At 59.8% G+C, this 19,474-nt stretch carries 16 protein-coding genes, 4 tRNA genes and 1 pseudogene; 14 read left to right on the top strand and 7 right to left on the bottom strand.

Translation table 11 applies throughout. The features are described from left to right. Nucleotides 1-112: 112 nt before the first annotated feature. Both PMI37_RS02995 and PMI37_RS02990 read right to left on the bottom strand, forming a co-directional pair. A complete protein-coding gene (locus PMI37_RS02995; RefSeq protein ID WP_008077900.1) occupies nt 113-3,583 on the bottom strand; it encodes a hybrid sensor histidine kinase/response regulator in 3,471 nt (1,156 codons plus the stop codon). A 224-nt stretch (nt 3,584-3,807) separates the two neighbouring features. Further along, entirely contained in the window at nt 3,808-4,350 is a 543-nt protein-coding gene (locus tag PMI37_RS02990; protein WP_008077899.1) for a TetR/AcrR family transcriptional regulator, read from the bottom strand. Nucleotides 4,351-4,441: 91 nt separating this feature from the next. On the opposite strand from PMI37_RS02990, the gene PMI37_RS02985 reads away from it, so the two are divergent. The 4 genes from PMI37_RS02985 (at nt 4,442) to PMI37_RS02970 (ending at nt 9,236) form a co-directional block, all read left to right on the top strand. Next, nucleotides 4,442-5,629 carry an MFS transporter gene (locus PMI37_RS02985; RefSeq protein WP_008077898.1) on the top strand — a complete coding sequence of 396 codons (1,188 nt, stop codon included), beginning with the start codon at nt 4,442-4,444 and terminating at the stop codon, nt 5,627-5,629. Between the two features lie 51 nt (nt 5,630-5,680). Beyond that, on the top strand, nt 5,681-5,992 hold the full coding sequence (locus PMI37_RS02980; protein ID WP_008077897.1) for a cupin domain-containing protein: 312 nt from the start codon (nt 5,681-5,683) through the stop codon (nt 5,990-5,992). Nucleotides 5,993-6,097: 105 nt separating this feature from the next. After that, complete coding sequence (locus tag PMI37_RS02975; RefSeq protein ID WP_008077896.1) at nt 6,098-7,249, top strand: TDT family transporter; 1,152 nt, start codon at nt 6,098-6,100, stop codon at nt 7,247-7,249. 112 nt (nt 7,250-7,361) lie between these two features. After that, on the top strand, nt 7,362-9,236 hold the full coding sequence (locus PMI37_RS02970; protein ID WP_008077895.1) for an MFS transporter: 1,875 nt from the start codon (nt 7,362-7,364) through the stop codon (nt 9,234-9,236). A gap of 122 nt (nt 9,237-9,358) precedes the next feature. Here the strand turns inward: PMI37_RS02970 and sugE are convergent, their stop codons facing one another. The 3 genes from sugE to rdgC form a co-directional block, all read right to left on the bottom strand. After that, a complete protein-coding gene (gene sugE, locus PMI37_RS02965; RefSeq protein WP_008077894.1) occupies nt 9,359-9,673 on the bottom strand; it encodes a quaternary ammonium compound efflux SMR transporter SugE in 315 nt (104 codons plus the stop codon). A 118-nt stretch (nt 9,674-9,791) separates the two neighbouring features. Further along, nucleotides 9,792-10,757: a bile acid:sodium symporter family protein gene (locus PMI37_RS02960; protein WP_008077893.1), complete on the bottom strand. Its 966-nt coding sequence runs from the start codon at nt 10,755-10,757 to the stop codon at nt 9,792-9,794. 161 nt (nt 10,758-10,918) lie between these two features. Further along, a complete protein-coding gene (gene rdgC / locus PMI37_RS02955) occupies nt 10,919-11,839 on the bottom strand; it encodes a recombination-associated protein RdgC (protein ID WP_008077892.1) in 921 nt (306 codons plus the stop codon). Between the two features lie 159 nt (nt 11,840-11,998). Between rdgC and PMI37_RS02950 the strand changes: the two genes are divergently transcribed. From PMI37_RS02950 to PMI37_RS02935, 4 genes are all read left to right on the top strand, one after another. Further along, nucleotides 11,999-12,074, top strand: a tRNA-Val gene (locus PMI37_RS02950). A 19-nt stretch (nt 12,075-12,093) separates the two neighbouring features. Next, nucleotides 12,094-12,170: transfer RNA gene (locus PMI37_RS02945), tRNA-Asp, on the top strand. Nucleotides 12,171-12,370: 200 nt separating this feature from the next. Beyond that, a tRNA-Val gene (locus tag PMI37_RS02940) sits at nt 12,371-12,446 on the top strand. A gap of 19 nt (nt 12,447-12,465) precedes the next feature. Beyond that, nucleotides 12,466-12,542 (top strand) — tRNA-Asp (locus tag PMI37_RS02935). A gap of 222 nt (nt 12,543-12,764) precedes the next feature. Here PMI37_RS02935 and PMI37_RS02930 read toward each other — a convergent pair. Both PMI37_RS02930 and PMI37_RS02925 read right to left on the bottom strand, forming a co-directional pair. Next, the gene (locus PMI37_RS02930) at nt 12,765-13,934 is read right to left on the bottom strand and encodes a catalase family protein (protein WP_008077891.1); all 1,170 of its coding nucleotides are present in this window, start codon (nt 13,932-13,934) and stop codon (nt 12,765-12,767) included. Then, the gene (locus tag PMI37_RS02925) at nt 13,931-15,739 is read right to left on the bottom strand and encodes a di-heme-cytochrome C peroxidase (protein WP_008077890.1); all 1,809 of its coding nucleotides are present in this window, start codon (nt 15,737-15,739) and stop codon (nt 13,931-13,933) included. Before PMI37_RS02925 ends, PMI37_RS02930 begins: the two co-directional genes overlap by 4 nt. Before the next feature lie 270 nt (nt 15,740-16,009). Between PMI37_RS02925 and PMI37_RS02920 the strand changes: the two genes are divergently transcribed. The 6 genes and pseudogenes from PMI37_RS02920 to PMI37_RS02895 all read left to right on the top strand — a co-directional run. Continuing rightward, the gene (locus PMI37_RS02920; protein WP_008077889.1) at nt 16,010-16,729 is read left to right on the top strand and encodes an FKBP-type peptidyl-prolyl cis-trans isomerase; all 720 of its coding nucleotides are present in this window, start codon (nt 16,010-16,012) and stop codon (nt 16,727-16,729) included. A gap of 293 nt (nt 16,730-17,022) precedes the next feature. Beyond that, nucleotides 17,023-17,478 (top strand): YkvA family protein, encoded by a 456-nt coding sequence (locus PMI37_RS02915; RefSeq protein WP_008077888.1) that lies wholly within the window; start codon nt 17,023-17,025, stop codon nt 17,476-17,478. A 113-nt stretch (nt 17,479-17,591) separates the two neighbouring features. Beyond that, a complete protein-coding gene (locus PMI37_RS02910; protein ID WP_008077887.1) occupies nt 17,592-17,933 on the top strand; it encodes a helix-turn-helix domain-containing protein in 342 nt (113 codons plus the stop codon). Further along, nucleotides 17,930-18,301: a hypothetical protein gene (locus tag PMI37_RS02905; protein ID WP_003223109.1), complete on the top strand. Its 372-nt coding sequence runs from the start codon at nt 17,930-17,932 to the stop codon at nt 18,299-18,301. The genes PMI37_RS02910 and PMI37_RS02905 overlap by 4 nt, the downstream gene beginning before the upstream one ends. Continuing rightward, on the top strand, nt 18,302-18,709 hold the full coding sequence (locus PMI37_RS02900) for an SEL1-like repeat protein (protein ID WP_008077886.1): 408 nt from the start codon (nt 18,302-18,304) through the stop codon (nt 18,707-18,709). It begins immediately after the preceding gene. A 239-nt stretch (nt 18,710-18,948) separates the two neighbouring features. Continuing rightward, a pseudogene (locus PMI37_RS02895) lies at nt 18,949-19,474 on the top strand (type IV secretion protein Rhs); the annotation flags it as partial.

Below are 19,474 nucleotides of genomic sequence, written 5' to 3'. Positions count from 1 at the left end.
AGTCAGTCGTAGCGAGCAGCTGAAATTGTTCGGAAGAGCAAAAGATCGCAGCCTTCGGCAGCTCCTACATGGATCGCGTGCAGGGGCTGCCGAAGGCTGCGATCTTTTGCTTTTAGAGCGGCACATACCGACTCAACAGCGCCCGCAACGCCGCCGGTTTCACCGGTTTGGCCAGATAATCCAGCCCCGCCGCATGCACCTGCGCCACCATCTCCGGACGCCCGTCAGCACTGATCACCACCCCCGGCACCGGCTCGCCCAGCGTGGTGCGCAGCCACGCCATCAACTCGGTGCCGGTGTCACCGTGATCGAGGTGATAGTCGACCAGCGCCAATTGCGGACGTACGCCATCATTCAGCAACGCCGCGCATTCCTCGCGATTACGCGCCGTCCAGACCTGACAACCCCAGCGGCTCAACAGGCTGTTCATGCCGATCAGAATGCTGTCTTCGTTGTCGATGCACAGCACCCGTGCGCCACTCAACAACTTGCCATTCAGCTCGACGGCCGCAGTCACCGGCACAGTTTGCGTGCGGGCCAATGGCACGCTGACGCTGAACACGCTGCCACGCCCCGGCCACGAACGCACGCGCAAGGTGTGGCCGAGCACGCGACATAACCCATCGGCAATCGCCAGACCCAAACCGAGGCCTTTTTCGGCGCGGGTCTGGTGGCTGTCGAGGCGTTTGAACTCCTCGAAAATTACCTGCTGTTTGTCTTCGGGAATCCCCGGCCCGCGATCCCACACTTCCAGGCACAACTCGCCGCCACGCCGGCGCACACCCAGCAGCACCGGGCCCTTGGCGTAACGGAAGGCGTTGGTGAGGAAGTTCTGTAAAATCCGCCGCAGCAGTTTGATGTCGCTATCGATGCGCAAATGACTGCCGCGCACCCGGAAAGTCAGGCCTTGTTCCTGCGCCAGCGCCTTGAACTCGGCGCCGAGGGTGTCGAACAGTTCGTTGACTGCAAATGGCTTGCGGTCCGGGTTGATCTTGCCGTTTTCCAGTCGGGAAATGTCCAGCAGATCGCTGATCAGGTCTTCGGCCGAACGCAGCGAACTGTCGAGGTGCTGCACCAGTTTCTGCGCCTCGCTGCTCAAGCCGTCGTCCTGATGCGAGAGGGCGGCGGAGAACAGCCGCGCGGCGTTCAGCGGCTGCATCAGGTCATGGCTGACGGCGGCGAGGAAACGGGTTTTCGACTGGTTGGCCGCCTCGGCGGTGCCCTTGGCTTCGGTCAGCGCGACGTTGAGTTGCGACAGCTCTTGTGTGCGCTCGCTGACCCGTTGTTCGAGGCCTTCGTTGGCCTCGGTCAGCGCCTGCTCGGCTTCGCGGAACGCGGTGATGTCGGTGAAACTCATGACGAAACCGCCGCCCGGCATCGGGTTGCCGATCAACTCGATCACCCGGCCGTTGGGGAACAGTCGCTCAGAGGTGTGCGCGCGGCCCTGACGCATCCAGTGCAGGCGGCGGGCAACGTGGACTTCGGCTTCGCCGGGACCACACAAACCGCGCTCGGCGTTGTAGCGAATGATGTCGGCAATCGGGCGGCCGACGCTGATCAAACCGTCGGGATAATTGAACAGCTCCAGATAACGACGATTCCACGCCACCAGTTTCAGCGACTGGTCGACCACGCTGATGCCCTGGGTAATGTTCTCGATCGCACCTTGCAGCAAGGCACGGTTGAACTGCAGCACCTCCGAGGCTTCGTCGGCGATACGGACGACATCCTCCAACTGCATTTCCCGACCTTCGATGGCGGCTTTTACCACGGCGCGCGTCGAAGAAGCACCGAGCACACCGGCCAGCAACCGCTCGGTGTGGGCGATCCATTCGCTGTCGGCGTTCTGGTTGGGGTTGAAGCCTTTGCCCTGACGGTAAGCGAAGCGGATGAAGCTCTGGCGCGCACGTTCTTCACCGACAAAGCGTGCCGCCAGTTGCAGCAAGTCATCGATTTGCACCGCGAGCATCGAGCGTGCGCTCGGACGCGCGCTGATCTCCTGACCGATGAAACGTCCCGCCTGCCAATGCTCCGACACCCGCGTACGCGACAGCACCGAAACCCAGGCGAACAAGGTGAAGTTACCGGCCAGCGACAGCACCACGCCTTGGGTCAGCGGGGTGATCGGCAGGTTCAGCGGATTGCTGTGCAGCCACGCGAGCCCCGGAAAACTGCTCAGCGACCAGCCGAGACTGTGCGCCGCAATCGGCAGAATCAGGGTGTAGAACCACAGGAACGTACCGGCGGCGAGGCCGGCAAACACGCCGCGGCGGTTGGCCTGTTTCCAGTACAGCGCGCCGAGCATGGCGGGCGCCAGTTGGGTCACCGCGGCAAAGGCAATCTGGCCGATGGTTGCCAGGCTCGCCGTCGAGCCCAGCAGGCGATAGCTGACGTATGCCAGCAACAGAATCAGCACGATGCTGACGCGACGCACCGAGAGCATCCACTGGCGGAACACTTCGAAGGGGCGCTCGGCGTTGTTACGTCGCAACAGCCATGGCAACAGCATGTCGTTGGAGACCATGGTCGACAGCGCCACGCTGGCGACGATAACCATGCCGGTCGCCGCCGACGCGCCACCGATAAACGCCAGCATCGCCAGCGCCGGATGCGCCTGCGCCAGTGGCAGGCTGATCACGAAGGAGTCCGGCAGCACGTCGCTTGGCAGCAGCATCTGACCGGCGAGCGCGATCGGCACGACAAACAGCGCGGCCAGGGCGAGATAAGCCGGGAACACCCACTTGGCCAGACGCAGATCCTGCGGGTCGATGTTCTCCACCACCGTGACGTGGAACTGCCGAGGCAGGCAGATAATCGCCATCATCGCCACGCCGGTCTGCACCACCATTGACGGCCAGTTGATGGTTTCCTTCCAGTATTCCTCAAGGCGCGGGGCGAGCATGGCCTGATTGAACAAGTCGTCAAAACCGTCGTACAAGCCGTAAGTGACGAAGGCGCCGACGGCGAGAAAGGCGAACAGCTTGACCAGCGATTCGAAGGCAATCGCCAACACCATGCCACGGTGGTGTTCGGTGGCGTCGAGGTTGCGCGTACCGAAGACGATGGTGAACAGCGCCAGCACCAGCGACACGATCAGCGCGGTGTCCTGGGCGCGGGTGCCCATGGCGTCGGCACCGGCGCCGATCAACAGGTTTACGCCGAGGACGATGCCTTTGAGTTGCAGGGCGATGTAGGGGAGGACGCCGACCAGGCAGATCAGCGCGACGACCACCGCCAGCGATTGCGATTTGCCGTAACGCGCGGCGATAAAGTCGGCGATGGAGGTGATGTTCTCCTGTTTGCTGATCATCACCATTTTCTGCAGTACCCACGGCGCGCCGAGCAGCAGCAGGATCGGCCCGAGGTAGATCGGCAGGAATGACCACAGTTGTTCGGCAGCCTGGCCAACCGCGCCGAAGAACGTCCAACTGGTGCAGTAAACCGCCAGCGACAGGCTGTACACCCAGGCACGCATGCGCGGCGGCAAGGGCGCGCTGCGACGGTCGCCGTAGAAGGCGATGGCGAACATGATGGCCATATAGGCCAGGGCGACGGCGGCGATCAGCCCGGTGGACAACGACATGCAACACTCCCGACAGAAGACTCCCCGGCAGTCCTGCCCGGGCGGACAGTCTCGCATGCGCAGGGCGGTTAGTCAGTGTCGACCAAGGTCGTGGCGCGGCGGGGTGTCGCAGGGTGGTGCTCGAGCAAAACCCTGTAGGAGCTGCGGCACGCTGCGATCTTTTGATCTTGATTTCAAAGATCAAAAGATCGCAGCGTGCCGCAGCTCCTGCATGGAAATCGGGGTCAGTTCTGCTGCAATGCGATATCAATCAACCTGTGCAGTTCTTCCACCTCCAGCGCCGCCGCCGAAAACAGAATCCGGAACACCACCGGCGCGACCACCAGATTGATCAGCCGATCAACACTCGGCGCCACTTCATCGGGATGCCGCTCAATGATCGTCTGCAACTGCGCGCCAATAATCGTCACGCAATACCCCGGCGTCGCACTCGCCTGGACGTCGCGCATCATGTTGCGCCCGGGCTCGGAACTCATCTCATCGAGATACTGCTCGGCCCACGCGCGGATATCGCTGCGCAGGCTGCCGGTTTCTGCCGGCGCGCTGTCGGGGCGCATGCGGGCGAGGGCGACGTCGGCGAGCAACGCCGCCAGATCACCCCAGCGCCGATAAATCGTCGACGGCGTCACCCCTGCGCGGGCCGCGATTTGCGGGACGGTCACGGTGGAACGCTCCTGTTCTTGCAGAAGCGCGTGGACTGCCGAATGAATCGACTCTTGTACCCGGGCACTGCGGCCACCGGGGCGTAAACCTTCTTTAATAGCCATGCGGCAGACCTTAACACAAAGAATTTGCTTTAAGCGCGAAGCGGTAGCACACTCCGCAAAAGCAAAAAATTAGCTTTTGCGGAGTGTGCCCATGACCAGCCTTGCTTCCCATCGATCCAGCCTGTGGTTTCTGGCGATCACCTTACTGAGTTTTCTCGCAGCGTCCACGGCGCCGACGCCGCTCTATCATCTCTATCAGGATCAACTGCACTTCTCCTCGGCGGTGCTGACGCTGATCTTCGGCGTCTATGCACTGAGTCTGTTGGCGGCGTTATTAACAGTGGGGTCGCTGTCTGACCATCTGGGGCGCAAACCGGTGATCTTCAGCGCGGTGCTGCTCAATGCGCTGGCGATGCTGCTGTTCATCTATGCCGACAACGTGGCATGGCTGATCAGCGCGCGTGTCTTGCAAGGTTTCGCCACCGGCATGGCCACCGCCGTGTTGAGCGCGACGTTGCTTGACACCGACCGTCAGCAGGGGCCGTTGATCAACAGTGTGGCGCCGTTGTTGGGAATGGCGCTGGGCGGCATGGGCTGTGGCTTGCTCGCCGAGTTTGCCCCGGCGCCGTTGCAACTGACCTATTGGTTGCTGCTCGGATTGTTTGTGTTGCAGGGGATTTACGTCTGGCGTCTGCCGGAAAGCGTCACGCCGCAAGCTGGCGCCTGGGCATCGCTGCGGCCGACCCTGCATGTGCCGGTTCAGGCGCGCGCGACCTTGTGGAAAGTCCTGCCGTTGAACACTGCCACCTGGGCGTTGGGTGGTTTTTACGCGTCACTGGCGCCCTCGCTGGTGCGCACCGCCACCGGATCGACGTCGAACCTGATCGGCGGGGCGACGGTGGCGGCCTTGACCCTGACTGGCGCCCTGATGATCTTCACCTTGCGCAATCGCAGCGCCCGACGCTCGCTGCAACTGGGCGCGAGTTTGCTGCCGATCGGTCTGGTGCTGATTCTGCTGGGGGTGCACAGCGCCAGCCTGACGTTGTTCTTTGTTGGCACGCTGGTCGCCGGTTGCGGTTTCGGCGCGGGTTTTCTCGGTGCGGTGCGCAGCCTGGTGCCGCTGGCCTTGCCCCATGAGCGGGCGGGGTTGATGTCGGCGTATTACGCACTCAGCTATCTGGCGTTTTGCTTGCCGGCACTGCTGGCCGGGTATCTGGCGCGCAACGTGGGTTTGCTCACGACCACCGACGGCTACGGTGCCGTGTTGATCGTGCTGGCGGTTGGCGCGCTGCTGCTCAGCCTGCGTCCAGCCCCCGCCAAGGTGTGCAGCGCTCCATAAGCATTGCGGTTTCGGTTAGCCTTGCTCAGCCTTCTCCTCACGGATCGATTCATGAAGATTATTCGCAGCAAGACCTTCACCGCCGACCGCGCCTGGGGCGCGCTGGACATCGCCAACATGAACGGCATCACCACGCGTCTGCACTGGACCGATCAGCCATACAAATGGCACGTCAACGATGGTGAGGAAGTGTTCGTGGTGCTCGACGGCCAAGTGCTGATGCACTATCGAGAGCAGGGCGAAGAAAAACAGGTGCAGATGGGCGTTGGCGACATCTTTCATGCCTCGATTGGCACCGAGCATGTCGCCCATCCGCAAGGCGTGGCGAGGATTCTGGTGATCGAGTCCGAGGGCAGCGTCTAAGCGCTTATTGGTAAAACAGATAACAGTTAGAGAAATTACCCGTTATATAGATATTCGATTCAGTTCTACCATGAACTCAACCTCACCCGAGGACAGGAGTTCATGATGATTTGCCCCAACAGCAGCAAACCCGGCATCAAGCCGCTCAGCCAGCTTCAGCACCCGCGTGAAGTTATCCGCCAATTCACGCCGAACTGGTTCGCCGCGACCATGGGTACCGGCGTGCTGGCGTTGGCCCTGGCGCAATTGCCAGTGGCAATCCCTGGCATGCACGTCGTGGCCGAAGGGCTGTGGTTGTTCAACATTCTGTTGTTCTGCCTGTTTACCGCGGCGTATGCCGCTCGGTGGATTTTGTTCTTCGATGAAGCCCGGCGGATTTTCGGGCACTCCACCGTGTCGATGTTCTTCGGCACCATTCCCATGGGCCTGGCGACGATCATCAACGGCTTTCTGCTGTTCGGCCTGCCGCGTTGGGGCGACGGGGTGATTCATCTCGCCGAAGTGCTGTGGTGGATTGATGTAGCCATGTCGCTGGCCTGTGGCGTATTGATTCCCTACATGATGTTTACCCGACAAGAACACAGCATCGACCAGATGACCGCCGTCTGGCTGCTGCCAGTGGTGGCGGCAGAAGTGGCGGCGGCCAGCGGTGGTTTGCTCGCGCCGCACCTGACCGACGCCCACTCGCAACTGGTGGTGCTGACGACGAGCTACGTGCTCTGGGCTTTTTCCCTGCCGGTGGCGTTCAGCATTCTGACCATCCTGCTGCTGCGCATGGCGCTGCACAAACTGCCCCACGAAAACATGGCCGCCTCAAGCTGGCTGGCTCTCGGCCCGATCGGCACCGGCGCGCTGGGCATGTTGCTGCTGGGGGGGGATGCACCGGCAATCTTTGCTGCCAACGGTTTGCCGGGGGTCGGTGAAATCGCTGCGGGCCTGGGCCTGGTGGCCGGCATTACCTTGTGGGGCTTCGGCTTGTGGTGGATGTTGATGGCGCTGCTGATCACCGTGCGCTATCTGCGTGACGGCATCCCGTTCAACCTCGGCTGGTGGGGCTTCACCTTCCCGCTGGGCGTGTATTCGCTGGCCACGCTGAAACTGGCGAATGTTCTCAACCTGACGTTTTTCAGCGTGTTCGGCACCGTGCTGGTGACGTTGCTCGCGGTGATGTGGCTAATCGTCGGCAAACGCACCGTGCAAGGTGCTTGGCGCGGCGAGCTGTTTGTCTCGCCGTGCATCGCAGGTTTAAAGAAATAACCTGAAAAGTTTAGGTAAGGTGTGGCCTGAATCTCGGTTTGAGATTCCAATAAGCACTACCCAGGCCCTTTCCAAGCACAATCAGCTAAGCACAATCAGGGAAACACGGAAGATGAGTCACCCCTCACAGTTCAACCTGCTGCGCACTCGGCGCTTCCTGCCATTTTTCATTACGCAGTCGCTCGGTGCGTTTAACGACAACGTGTTTAAACAGTCGCTGATCCTGGCGATTCTTTATCGGCTGGCCATCGAGGGTGATCGTTCGATCTGGGTCAACCTGTGTGCGTTGCTGTTTATCCTGCCGTTTTTCCTGTTCTCGGCGCTGGCCGGGCAATTCGGCGAAAAGTTCGCCAAGGACGCGTTGATCCGGGTCATCAAGCTTGCGGAGATCGCCATCATGGCGATCGGCTCCGTCGGTTTCCTCTTCGATCATCTGTCGTTGATGCTGGTGGCGCTCTTCGCCATGGGCACGCACTCGGCGCTGTTCGGGCCGGTGAAGTATTCGATCCTGCCGCAGGCATTGCGCGAGGATGAGCTGGTCGGTGGCAATGGTCTGGTGGAGATGGGCACGTTTCTGGCGATCCTCGCCGGCACCATCGGCGCCGGGGTCATCATGTCCTCCACGCACTATGCGCCACTGGTTTCCGGTGCCATCGTCGGCATTGCAGTGCTCGGTTACCTGGCCAGTCGCAGCATTCCGCGCGCGGCAGCGGCGACCCCGGAAATGCGCCTGAACTGGAACATTTTCAGTCAATCCTGGGCCACGCTGAAACTTGGCCTGGGCCAGACGCCTGCAGTGTCGCGCTCGATTGTCGGCAACTCGTGGTTCTGGTTTGTCGGGGCGATTTACCTGACGCAGATCCCGGCGTACGCCAAGGAGTGGATGCACGGCGATGAAACCGTGGTCACCTTGATTCTGACGGTGTTCTCGGTGGGTATCGCCCTCGGTTCGATGCTCTGCGAGAAGCTTTCCGGGCGTAAGGTCGAGATCGGTCTGGTGCCGTTCGGCTCGTTCGGCCTGACGGTGTTCGGCTTGTTGCTGTGGTGGCATTCCGGCGGTATTCCGGACAGCGTCACTGGCCACAGCTGGACCGAAGTGCTGGGCTTTGTGCACACCTGGGCGGTGCTGATCGACATTCTCGGCCTCGGCATTTTCGGCGGCTTCTATATTGTGCCGCTGTACGCGCTGATCCAGTCGCGCACCGCCGAGAACGAGCGGGCGCGGGTGATTGCCGCCAACAACATTCTCAACGCACTGTTTATGGTGGTGTCGGCCATTGTTTCGATCGTGCTGTTGAGCGTGGTCAAACTGTCGATCCCGCAGCTGTTCCTGGTGGTCTCGCTGCTCAACATCGGCGTCAACGCCTACATCTTCAAGATCGTCCCCGAGTTCAGTATGCGTTTCATGATCTGGCTGCTCAGCCATTCCATGTACCGCGTCGAGCATCGCAACCTTGAAGCTATTCCTGATGAGGGCGCGGCGCTGCTGGTGTGCAACCACGTTTCCTTCGTCGATGCCTTGTTGATTGGCGGCGCGGTGCGTCGGCCGATTCGCTTTGTCATGTACTACAAAATCTACAATCTGCCGGTGCTGAACTTTATCTTTCGCACAGCGGGGACTATTCCTATCGCGGGGCGGCAGGAAGACATCCAGATCTACGAAAAGGCTTTCACCCGGATTGCTCAATACCTGAAGGACGGTGAGCTGGTGTGCATCTTCCCGGAAGGCAAGTTGACCGCAGATGGCGAGATCAATGAGTTCAAGGGTGGGCTGACGCGGATTCTCGAAGAGACGCCGGTGCCGGTGATTCCGCTGGCATTGCAGGGGCTGTGGGGGAGCTTCTTCAGTCGCGATCCGAACAAGGGCTTTTTCCACCGGTTGTGGTCGCGGGTGACGTTGGTGGCGGGCGCGCCGGTCGACGTTGAAGCGGCGGAGCCGGCGAAGTTGCAGGGGTTGGTCGGGGAGTTGCGCGGGGGGGTTAGATAGTCGCTGATTGTGTTGGCCTCATCGCTGGCAAGCCAGCTCCCACAGTGATCTTCAGTGGACACCTTATTTGTGTACACCAAAGAACCTGTGGGAGCTGGCTTGCCAGCGATGGGGACAGAGGCCTAGGCGCTGACCTTAAGCCCGATCAACCCGGTAATGATCAACGCCACGCTGGCCAGCCGAATCAACGCCATCGACTCGCCAAACAGGATGATCCCGGCAATCACCGTGCCCACGGCACCGACGCCGGTCCAGATCGCATACGCCGTGCCCAACGGCAATTCCTTCATCGCAAGGCCAAGCAAGCCAAGGCTGATGGCCATGGCCGCAACGGTCAATGCAGTAGGAAGTGGACGGCTGAAACCGTCGGTGTATTTCAGGCCGACGGCCCAGCCGACTTCAAACAGGCCGGCGAAAAACAGAATGATCCAGGACATGAAAGACCTCCATCGATTGACGGGGTCGTCCCCAGATTAATGACTCGATCGAGCCGCAGGGTCGTCCCCGCGTTGCGCAACAGTTTGACCAGCATTAATCCGGGGATCAAGTTTGCCCTCAGTCGGCGGCTTGTTGCGCCAGCGCTTCGCGGTCTTCCTTTTCACTCATGCGGCGGAAGTACGTCGAGAGCAACGCTCCGGAAATGTTGTGCCAGACGCTGAACAGCGCACTCGGCACTGCCGCCAATGGCGAGAAATGCGCACTGGCCAACGCGGCGCCCAATCCCGAATTCTGCATGCCGACTTCCAGCGCCAGCGATTTGCGTTGAGCCAATGGCAGTTTGAACAGCCGACCGGTGAAGTAACCCAGCAGATACCCGAAGCTGTTGTGCAGCATCACCACGGCCATGATCAACAGGCCGGATTCGGCGATTTTTGCCTGGCTGGCCGCGACCACAGCGGTCACGATAATAACGATGCTGACCACCGACACCAGCGGCAACACGTCCACGGCATGACGAACCTTGTCGCCGAGCAAGCGCTGGGCAACCACGCCGAGAATGATCGGCAGCAGCACCACTTGCAGGATTGACCAGAACAGCTCCATGAACGACACCGGCAACCACGCCGAAGCCAGCAGCCAGATCAGCGCCGGGGTTAGCAGCGGAGCGAGGAGGGTGGTGACGGCTGCGATGGCCACCGACAACGCCAGATCGCCGCGCGCCAGCCAAGTCATCACGTTGGACGAGGTGCCGCTTGGGCAGCAGCCGACCAGAATCACCCCGACGGCGATTTCCGGGGGCAGGTGAAACACCTGGCAGAGCAACCACGCCACGCCGGGCATGATCACGAAATGGGCAACCACGCCCAGCGCTACACGCCATGGATGGCGGGCAACGGCAGCGAAGTCGTCGAGTTTGAGGGTCAGGCCCATACCGAACATCACCAGCCCGAGCAGCGGCACTATCGCGCTTTTCAGGCTGAGGAACCATGTCGGTTGCAGGAACGCGATGACCGCGAAAATCAGAACCCAGTAAGCGAAGGTATTGCCGACAAAGCGGCTGAGTGCAGCCAGTGCGCGCATGGCTTGTTCCTTATTATTGGTTACACCAAAAAACACTGTGGGAGCTGGCTTGCCAGCGATGGCGGCGTGTCAGACTCCATATAAGCCATCTGTAACACCGCTATCGCTGGCAAGCCAGCTCCCACATTTGAACCGGTTCCTTCATCAGGAACTGGTTGGCGTTAGATCCCCTGCGGAGTCTCTTCCCCACCCAACGCTTCCACCAGCGCCGGGAGGAAGTCGCCGAACGTCAGCATCATCAGCGTGAAGCTGGCATCCAGTTGCCCCAACGCTTCATCGCCGCCGTCCTGTTCCGCCTGATCCTGCAACAGATCTTCGAACTTCAGGCGCTTGACGGTCATCTTGTCATCAAGCATGAACGACAGCTTGTCCTGCCAGGCCAGCGACAATTGAGTCACGACTTTGCCAGTGCTCAGGTGCAGCTGGATTTCTTCGCTGGTCAGGTCCTGACGCTTGCAACGCACAATACCGCCGTCTTCGTGGGTGTCGCGCAGTTCGCACTCGTCCAATACATAGAAGTCGTCGGCGGTTTTTTGCGTGGTGACCCATTCGGTCATGGTCGCGGTTGGCGACATTTTCACGGTCAGCGGGCGGACGGGCAGGGTGCCGATCACTTCGCGCAGGGTCGACAGCAGGTCTTCGGCGCGTTTCGGGCTGGCCGAGTTGACCAGGATCAGGCCCTGTTTCGGCGCGATGGCGGCGAAAGTCGACGAGCGACGGATAAACGCGCGCGGCAGGAACGCCTGGATGATTTCATCCTTGATCTGATCGCGTTCCTTTTTATAGACCTTGCGCATCTGCTCGGCTTCGATCTCTTCGACCTTTTCCTTTACGGCGTCACGTACGACGCTGCCCGGCAGGATGCGTTCTTCTTTGCGCGCGGAAATCAGCAGGAAGTCACCGCTGACATGCACCAGTGGAGCATCTTCGCCTTTGCCGAACGGCGCGACGAAACCGTAGGTGGTCAACTCCTGGCTTGCACATGGACGCGCCAGTTTGGTGGCCAGTGCAGTTTCCAGCGCCTCGGCATCGACAGGCAGGTCTTGGGTCAGGCGATAGATAAGCAGGTTTTTGAACCACATGGGGTGAGTCTCTCCTTTATACAAAGGGGGGCATTATTGTCTTCGCCGTCTAATAGGCCAACCCTTCTCTAAGCCTTTGGAAGGCCTGAGAAAATTATTTAAAAAAGTGCTTGCCAGAGGTTGGGTCGCTCCGTAGAATGCGCGCCACACCGAAGCGAAGGGTGATTAGCTCAGCTGGGAGAGCGTCTGCCTTACAAGCAGAATGTCGGCGGTTCGATCCCGTCATCACCCACCATTCGTTTCAAGTGTTTAGCGCAGCGGTAGTTCAGTCGGTTAGAATACCGGCCTGTCACGCCGGGGGTCGCGGGTTCGAGTCCCGTCCGCTGCGCCATATTCGGTAACCTGGACCACTGAACGCCAGGTCACCACGGAAAAACCCGCCAAAGCGGGTTTTTTTCTGCCTCAAGGTTTGTACAGTTGTACCCGCGGGATGTGTCGTTTTACCGGTTTTCGGATTTATTTGAAAAAAACTTCAATTAAATCAACACTTTATGAAAACTTGTGGCATAATGCGTCCCGTAACGAAGCGAAGGGTGATTAGCTCAGCTGGGAGAGCGTCTGCCTTACAAGCAGAATGTCGGCGGTTCGATCCCGTCATCACCCACCATTCGTTTCAAGCGTTTCGCGCAGCGGTAGTTCAGTCGGTTAGAATACCGGCCTGTCACGCCGGGGGTCGCGGGTTCGAGTCCCGTCCGCTGCGCCATATTCGGAATCTGGAACACTGAACGCCAGAGTCCACAGAAAGCCCGCATAGTGCGGGCTTTTTGCTGTCTGGGGTTTATGAAATCTCAGATTTGATGCTGACCTGTGGCGAGGGGATTTATCCCCGTTGGCCTGCGCAGCAGGCCCAGATTTTAAAAGCGGGGGGCCGCTTCGCAGCCCAACGGGGATAAATCCCCTCGCCACAGGTTATGTGCATATTTTTTTAGTGCGCGGCATTCTGGCTGTGGCGATAGTCGCTCACCGCTTCATACACCGCTTTACGCAGACGATTGATCCCGCCAATCGGCCGATGCGCCTCGATACCAAACCACGGATTGAACGACAGGTTGTCGCACGCCAGATTCAGCGCCGGCGTATCGAAGTCCTGGGGCGGCAAAGTGATCCGCGCCACGGTTTCGAATGGCGAGTCTTCCTCGCGCCATTCAATGCTGGTGTCCTCGATCGGCATGTACTTGTGCGCATCCTGGCGCTGAATCTGCAGGACAAAACACGCCGGCACCCGATCCGCTGACAACTGCTGATTCAGAGCGCTACGCAGAAAATTCGGCAGATCGTGATTCTGTTTGGGCAACGCGTAGGCCGGGCAACTCTGCGGATCCGGCATCACCCGGAATTTCGCGTTGGCTTCTCCGAATTTGTACGGCGATACCGAAAAGTAAGTGGTCTGCGTCGGGCTGTCCGGCGGTGGTGCCAGCGTTGCCAGCGCAATAAACAAATGGCGGATCTGCCAGGTGCGCGGATCCCACCCCGGAAAAAACGCCGTGACCTTCTTTCCGTCAGCCTGCGCCGCCACATTCTGACGATACTCGGCGACATCGCTGACAAAGAAGTTCGCATGGCTGAACATCACGAAATCCTGTTCGCGGCGTTCCTCGCGATCCCCCAGCAACTGTTTACCCGGCACATCCAGCAATTTGATCGCCATGCCCCGAGCGTCGCGGATGCTGTCAAATTGCGGATAAGCGTTGCCATTCGACAGGCGAATCATCGCCTGCCAGGTTTTCCCCGGCTCACTGAACACGCCTTGGCGCAGCGATTGCGCGAGGTCCGGCAGCACGCGTACCTCAGCCCTCACACAACCATGCGCCTTGGCGTGTGCGTCGCGTAAATAACGCGTGCCTTCACGATGCTGATCGACGATGCGCACGGCGGTCTGGATCACATCTTGCGTCATTGCCGCCTCACCGGGCGGAATCTGCTCCAGCGCCGAAACCGGGCCGCGGTCATGCCAGGCAAACCAGGCCGTAGCGATCGCCCAGCCAAGCAGGCCAATGATGAGCAGGATCAACAAGGTTTTGCCCAGCAAGCGCCCCAGCCACAACCAGATCCGGGCGAGTAAAGGCAGTTCTTTCTTGAATGTCGGCAGGATCATGGCAATTGCGCCTCCAGCGGGCCGCCCAGCACTTTCAGGTATTCGAGCAGCGCCCAGCGTTCTTCCGGCTGCAGCAGTCTGCCGATCACCCCGTTGCCACGCTCGCCGGCACGGAACTCATGCCCGCTGTTGTGGTTGCCGCTGATGCGCGTATCGAACAGAAAACCATTGGTAAATGCCTCGGTGCGATAGCCCAGATGCCGAGGGTCATATTCGAAGTTGCCTTTATAGAAGGTGGTCGCGCGTTCATCCTGGGGCGAGAGCAATTGATAAAGGCTCGGCACCGACCCGTTGTGCAGAAACGGCGCGGTCGCCCAAATGCCCGCCAATGGCCGGGCTTTGTAAGCGACTTTTTCGCGAACGCCGATGGGCAAACCGAATCCGTCGAGGCCAGGCTTTTCCTGCGGTGTGACCTTGGCTTCGCGATAGGCGCGGTTTTCGACGAATGCGGTGACATACGCCAGGCCTTTAGCGACCGATAATTGGCTGAGATCCAGAGGTTCCTTGGGCGTTGGATGCAACTTCACATCCATTTTTTCCAGTTCGTTCAAGTCCCATTGCAGCGCGGAGAGGTCGAAGCGGTGGCTGGCAATGTTGTTGGCCGCGTTAGGATCGGTGCCGATGACGTCCAACGGCAGCATGTGCAAATGTTGCACCCAGCGTCCGCCTTCCTCGGTTTTGCGCGGCACGTGACAGCCCGCGCAGTTCTCGGCGAACAACGTACGACCTTTGCTGGCTAACGTCTTGTCCACGGCGCCCAACACGTCTTCCGGCCACGCGGGTGGCTGAAGTTTTTGCAGGGTCTGCTCAATCGTGTGCAGATCACGCACGCGGACGCTGGAGGGATAACGTGCTTCGCCTTGCAGCGGTTGGCCATTGGCATCGAAGAAATTCAAGGTGGCGCCGACACCCAGCGCCTCGCCGACATTGCGCGCCATTGGCTGCTGTGCCGAACCGTTCCACTGCACCCAGTCGAACGTCCACATGTCCCACAACTGCGGGTAATCCACTGGCGCGTTGGCCACGCGGTAGTTGGCGGGGGAGATCGCATCGCCAAACGTCGCGTTGGCAATTCGCCCGAATGCATCGGTACGGCCCGGGCCTTCTTCGGTCGGGTAGAGGCCGCGATGGGTGTCGTTCCAGGCGACCTTGAGGAAAGTATCGAGCGATTGTTTGAAGTCGTTGCGCAGTTGTTGATGGCGCGCGTCGTATGCATCGCCCAGGACCTGGCGGGCGAAGCGTTCGAATTTCCATGGGTTGTAATAAGTCGAGGTCAGACTGGCGACCAAGGCCTGTCCGAAACTGCCGCCACGTAGTGTAGGAACGCTGGACGGCAACACATGCTGCGCTGTCCCGCCGTCGATGCGCACGGCCTGACCTTTGAAACGCAGTTCGCCGGTGTGGCAAGCGGCGCAAGTTATGTCCAGATATTGCTCGGAACTGCCGGGATTTTGATGCCGGGCAAAGCCCACAGGCAGGTTGCCGGGGTTGTTCGGCGTGGCTTTCTGTTGCGGATCAATCAGAAAGCCGAAACGGGCCAGGTAATCGGGCGCGGCGAAACGTTGCTCGGAGAAGGGCAGTTCCAGCGCCTGGAACCACTCATAGCGCAGACCTTTGACCTGAGTGCCTTGGGGGGTGAAATAGTAGATCTGCCGTTCTGCTTCCGACCATTGGTTCAGGTAATGCACCTGTTCGGCGGGGGTATAGAAGGGCAGTTTCGGGTTGACGATGTAATACAGCACTACCGCCAGGACGATTCCCAACAGTACGACGATCAAAGCCAGAACACGGAATAAGAGGCGCAAGTTAAACATCCTTGTCGAATTGTTGCGCTGTTATGCCTGAGCCAAGCCTGATGCGGCAAGTGGCCATTACGTCAGATCGTGTACGAGGAAGATCAAGCTGCTGTCAGGGCAAGATGACAGAAGCTTCATCGTCGCTTTGCCCGAATGCGTTTTAATCCCTGAACTTATCGCCGCTTTACTGCTCTCATGCCGGTAGCCATTGGTCGTGGCGGCCTGATAAGCTCGCGGCTTTACTCGATTGCCCTTTCGGCGCATGAACAAGGAAATAGCATGAAACAGCATCGGTTGGCGGCGGCGGTTGCCCTGGTTAGCCTGGTCCTCGCGGGTTGTGATTCGCAGACCAGCGTAGAGCTGAAAACCCCGGCGCAAAAAGCTTCCTACGGTATCGGCCTGAACATGGGCAAGAGCCTTGCTCAGGAAGGCATGGATGATCTGGACTCCAAAGCGGTAGCCCAGGGCATCGAAGATGCCGTCGGCAAGAAAGAACAGAAGCTGAAAGACGAAGAACTGGTCGAAGCCTTCGCCGCGCTGCAAAAGCGTGCTGAAGAGCGCATGGCCAAGATGAGCGAAGAGTCGGCAACTGCCGGCAAGAAATTCCTCGAAGAAAACGGCAAGAAAGCAGGTGTAACGACCACCGCTTCCGGCCTGCAATACGAAGTGGTCAAGAAGGCCGATGGCCCACAGCCTAAGCCTACCGACGTAGTGACTGTTCACTACACCGGCAAGCTGACCAACGGCACCGTATTCGACAGCTCCGTCGAGCGCGGCAGCCCGATCGATCTGCCGGTGAGCGGCGTGATCCCGGGTTGGGTTGAAGGTCTGCAACTGATGCACGTTGGCGAGAAGTACAAACTGTACATCCCTAGCGATCTGGCTTACGGCGCGCAATCGCCAAGCCCGGCAATCCCGGCCAACTCGGTTCTGGTTTTCGACCTGGAACTGCTGGCCATCAAGGATCCAGCCAAAGAAGACGCCGCTGCTGCCAAGTAATCGGCCTCGGCTTCAACAACAACGCCTCGCTTAAGCGGGGCGTTGTTGCATCTGCACGTTGGCAAAGGTAAACAGAGCGAACGGATGCCGATCAGGGCAGTCATAGCTTTGAGACTGCCGGTGCTAGACGCACCAAGCCGCCAAGTCAATGAAATATTGGGGTTTTTTATGTGAGTAAAAAACGCCCGATCTGAGCGCAGCCCATATAAAACGGGGCTCTCAGCGCTGAAATGCAGCTCTGTTCACAAGGTTATCCACAATTTGTGTGGATAACATTTCAACGGGAGGAATAGATGAAAGCTCCGTGGAATTTCGCTCGATTCCTGCCCTTGGCCGGCCGCTTGCTGGCCCGTGGCCGTCTGCCGACCTTGCTGTTCGCCGTGGCCAGCAAAGGCGCCGCGCAGGGCAATCGCCTTGGCAAGCTCAAAGATGACCTGCGTCTGCTCCAGGCCTTGTGCCTGGCTTACTGGCGCGGCGAGTACCGCGCCATCAGTGGCAAAGCGCTGGTTTCGGTAGTGGCGGGGTTGATGTATTTCCTCAGCCCTGTCGATGCCATTCCGGATTTCATCCCGGTATTCGGCATGCTCGACGACATCGCCGTGCTCGCCTGGCTGATGAAAACCCTCGACGATGAACTCAATGCCTTCCGTCTCTGGCGCAAACGCCAGCAACCGGAGAAGCTCGCCGTGGTCGAGCGGTTGCCCGATACCCCTGAACAACTTCAACTTCAGGGCCCGAAAAAGCCCTGATTGTTGTAGTCCCTTTTACAGATAGATACCCCCCGCGACCTTAGCCGCTGTTAGGATTACACTTCTAGGGAAAAGTGCCGACTCGCTAAGTGTTGTTGTCCTACGGGGTAGTCATGGATATTCAGATAATTGCACGCGATGGCGAACCCGAATACGCGGTTCTGCCTTGGGCTCAATATCAGGCTCTATTGAAAGCAGCAGGTATCAACGCAACACCGTCGCAGCCGGCCCCAGCGCCGCTCGCGGCAGCACCGGAGCCGATTCTTCCGGGTCTGGATCAACTACGCAGTTTGCGCGAAGGGAAGGGCATCGCCATCGAGGCGCTGGCCCGCACGGTAGGCATCAGCCCGTCTTATCTGGCCATGATCGAAAGTGGCGAGCGTCTGCCCGACGCCGCGATTCGCCGCAGCCTGGCCTGGGAACTGACGGTGCCAGGTTGGAGGGATGAATCGTGAGCGTACGCATCAGTCGTCAACATTGGGACGGATTGCTGGGGGAACTTGATCAGGCGCGCCGTCAGCGCCATCTTCTGACATACCGGGCGCTGCTAGAGCGTTTGCAACTGCCGACACCGGCGATGCAAACCCTGACCGCCGCGCTCGAACATCTGGCAGCGCTGGATGCCAAGGCCGAACAGCCCTTGCGCAGTTCGCTGGTCATCAGCCAAGGTGCCAGTCGCCTGCCGCGCACCGGATTTTTTGAATGCGTTGAACGCCTGGGGCGTTTTTCCGGGCCGTCCGACGGCGTCGCCGCAGCCTCGTGGCATGCTTCTGAAGTGGTCAGAGTCTTCGAATACGAGTACCCGGAATCGGCGGAGGCCTGAGTGTTTTTACGACTCAAGGCGCGGGCCGTTTACTGGCTGGCCCGCAGGCTGTTTCACTGGTCATGGTTCGTCCGCCAACCACGCGGCTGGCGCTGGCTGGAAGGGCAGTTCGCGCGCATGGCCAACCTTGGCGATGTCGACGCGCAAAGCTTCTATGGGCACATCCTGACATTTCGCGGCGTTGGTCTCGGCGCGCGTGAAGAGGGTGTGCGCTTGCTGCGTCTGGCAGCGCTGGCAGGTGATGGCAAAGCGGCTTATCAGGTCGGCGTCATTTGTCTGGCCGGCAGCCCGAGCAAGGCCCCTGACCCTGACGAAGCGGCACGCTGGTGGAGCATGGCCGCCAAGGCCGGGCATCCATTGGCCGAACACAAACTGCAAGAGTTGAGCGCGCGCGACGCTGCGCCATAACAACTGGGTCTGTGTTTTTTAAACGCGGCGTGAGGGAAACCTCACGCCGCGTTTGCGTTTTTGCGAGGCTGTTTATCAGTTGCCGACTTTTTACAGATTAGTCCTACAGCCATCGCCTACTTGCCTGACTTCTTTCCTGATTGATCCCCCGCACAGTTCCCGCGCCTAATTTTTTTGCGCGAGGGAACGCTCATGCTCGACCGGATCAACCCGCCCATCACGCACGCAGACGTGCACTGATGGAAGCCATCGCTCGTATCGAGCAAGAACTCGACAGCTTCCCGGAGACCCTCAGCCTCTATCGCGAACAGCTCAAGCACTGGGCCAGCCGCACGGCGGACCAGCTCAGCCAGGCGACGGATCTACCGTCGCTGATGGGCATGGAGCGGGTCATCCGCTTCGGTGACAGCCGCACCGCTGTCAGCGTCGGCGACAACGATTTTTTCTCCAGCGTCTTCCAGTGCCCGCAGGGCGGGGAGATGGAGATCGAAAGCAAGTTCGAGTCGGTGTACGACATTGCGTTGGGCAATATCGTGGTCGATGTGGTGGCCGTGGAGAGCGGCGAGAGCACCCCCGTGACCCTTGATGCGCAAGGCAAGGGCACGTTCGTTGGAACGGTGGGCAAGTTCTATCGAGTGCATGTGCACAGCGAAGTGACGCCGACTCAGGTCGACGACTTGTTCAGCGCCTACGACGGCCTGACCGCCGAGCTGGATGACTGGCTGCGCAGCGAGTGGCAGGGGTTCAAGCCACAGTGGTCGCAGT

It is taken from the genome of Pseudomonas sp. GM80 (assembly GCF_000282515.1).
Taxonomy (GTDB): domain Bacteria; phylum Pseudomonadota; class Gammaproteobacteria; order Pseudomonadales; family Pseudomonadaceae; genus Aquipseudomonas.
The sequence above is the reverse complement of the archived record's forward strand: the minus strand, read 5'-3'. Positions and strand labels throughout refer to the sequence as shown.

What these genes read in the sequence shown, in the direction of transcription:
- PMI37_RS02910 (WP_008077887.1), top strand. Translation starts at nt 17,592, where the DNA reads ATGGATATTCAGATAATTGCACGCGATGGCGAACCCGAATACGCGGTT.
- rdgC (WP_008077892.1), bottom strand. Translation starts at nt 11,839, where the DNA reads ATGTGGTTCAAAAACCTGCTTATCTATCGCCTGACCCAAGACCTGCCT.
- PMI37_RS02975 (WP_008077896.1), top strand. Translation starts at nt 6,098, where the DNA reads ATGATTTGCCCCAACAGCAGCAAACCCGGCATCAAGCCGCTCAGCCAG.
- PMI37_RS02930 (WP_008077891.1), bottom strand. Translation starts at nt 13,934, where the DNA reads ATGATCCTGCCGACATTCAAGAAAGAACTGCCTTTACTCGCCCGGATC.
- PMI37_RS02985 (WP_008077898.1), top strand. Translation starts at nt 4,442, where the DNA reads ATGACCAGCCTTGCTTCCCATCGATCCAGCCTGTGGTTTCTGGCGATC.
- PMI37_RS02920 (WP_008077889.1), top strand. Translation starts at nt 16,010, where the DNA reads ATGAAACAGCATCGGTTGGCGGCGGCGGTTGCCCTGGTTAGCCTGGTC.
- sugE (WP_008077894.1), bottom strand. Translation starts at nt 9,673, where the DNA reads ATGTCCTGGATCATTCTGTTTTTCGCCGGCCTGTTTGAAGTCGGCTGG.
- PMI37_RS02995 (WP_008077900.1), bottom strand. Translation starts at nt 3,583, where the DNA reads ATGTCGTTGTCCACCGGGCTGATCGCCGCCGTCGCCCTGGCCTATATG.
- PMI37_RS02990 (WP_008077899.1), bottom strand. Translation starts at nt 4,350, where the DNA reads ATGGCTATTAAAGAAGGTTTACGCCCCGGTGGCCGCAGTGCCCGGGTA.
- PMI37_RS02970 (WP_008077895.1), top strand. Translation starts at nt 7,362, where the DNA reads ATGAGTCACCCCTCACAGTTCAACCTGCTGCGCACTCGGCGCTTCCTG.
- PMI37_RS02980 (WP_008077897.1), top strand. Translation starts at nt 5,681, where the DNA reads ATGAAGATTATTCGCAGCAAGACCTTCACCGCCGACCGCGCCTGGGGC.
- PMI37_RS02960 (WP_008077893.1), bottom strand. Translation starts at nt 10,757, where the DNA reads ATGCGCGCACTGGCTGCACTCAGCCGCTTTGTCGGCAATACCTTCGCT.
- PMI37_RS02915 (WP_008077888.1), top strand. Translation starts at nt 17,023, where the DNA reads ATGAAAGCTCCGTGGAATTTCGCTCGATTCCTGCCCTTGGCCGGCCGC.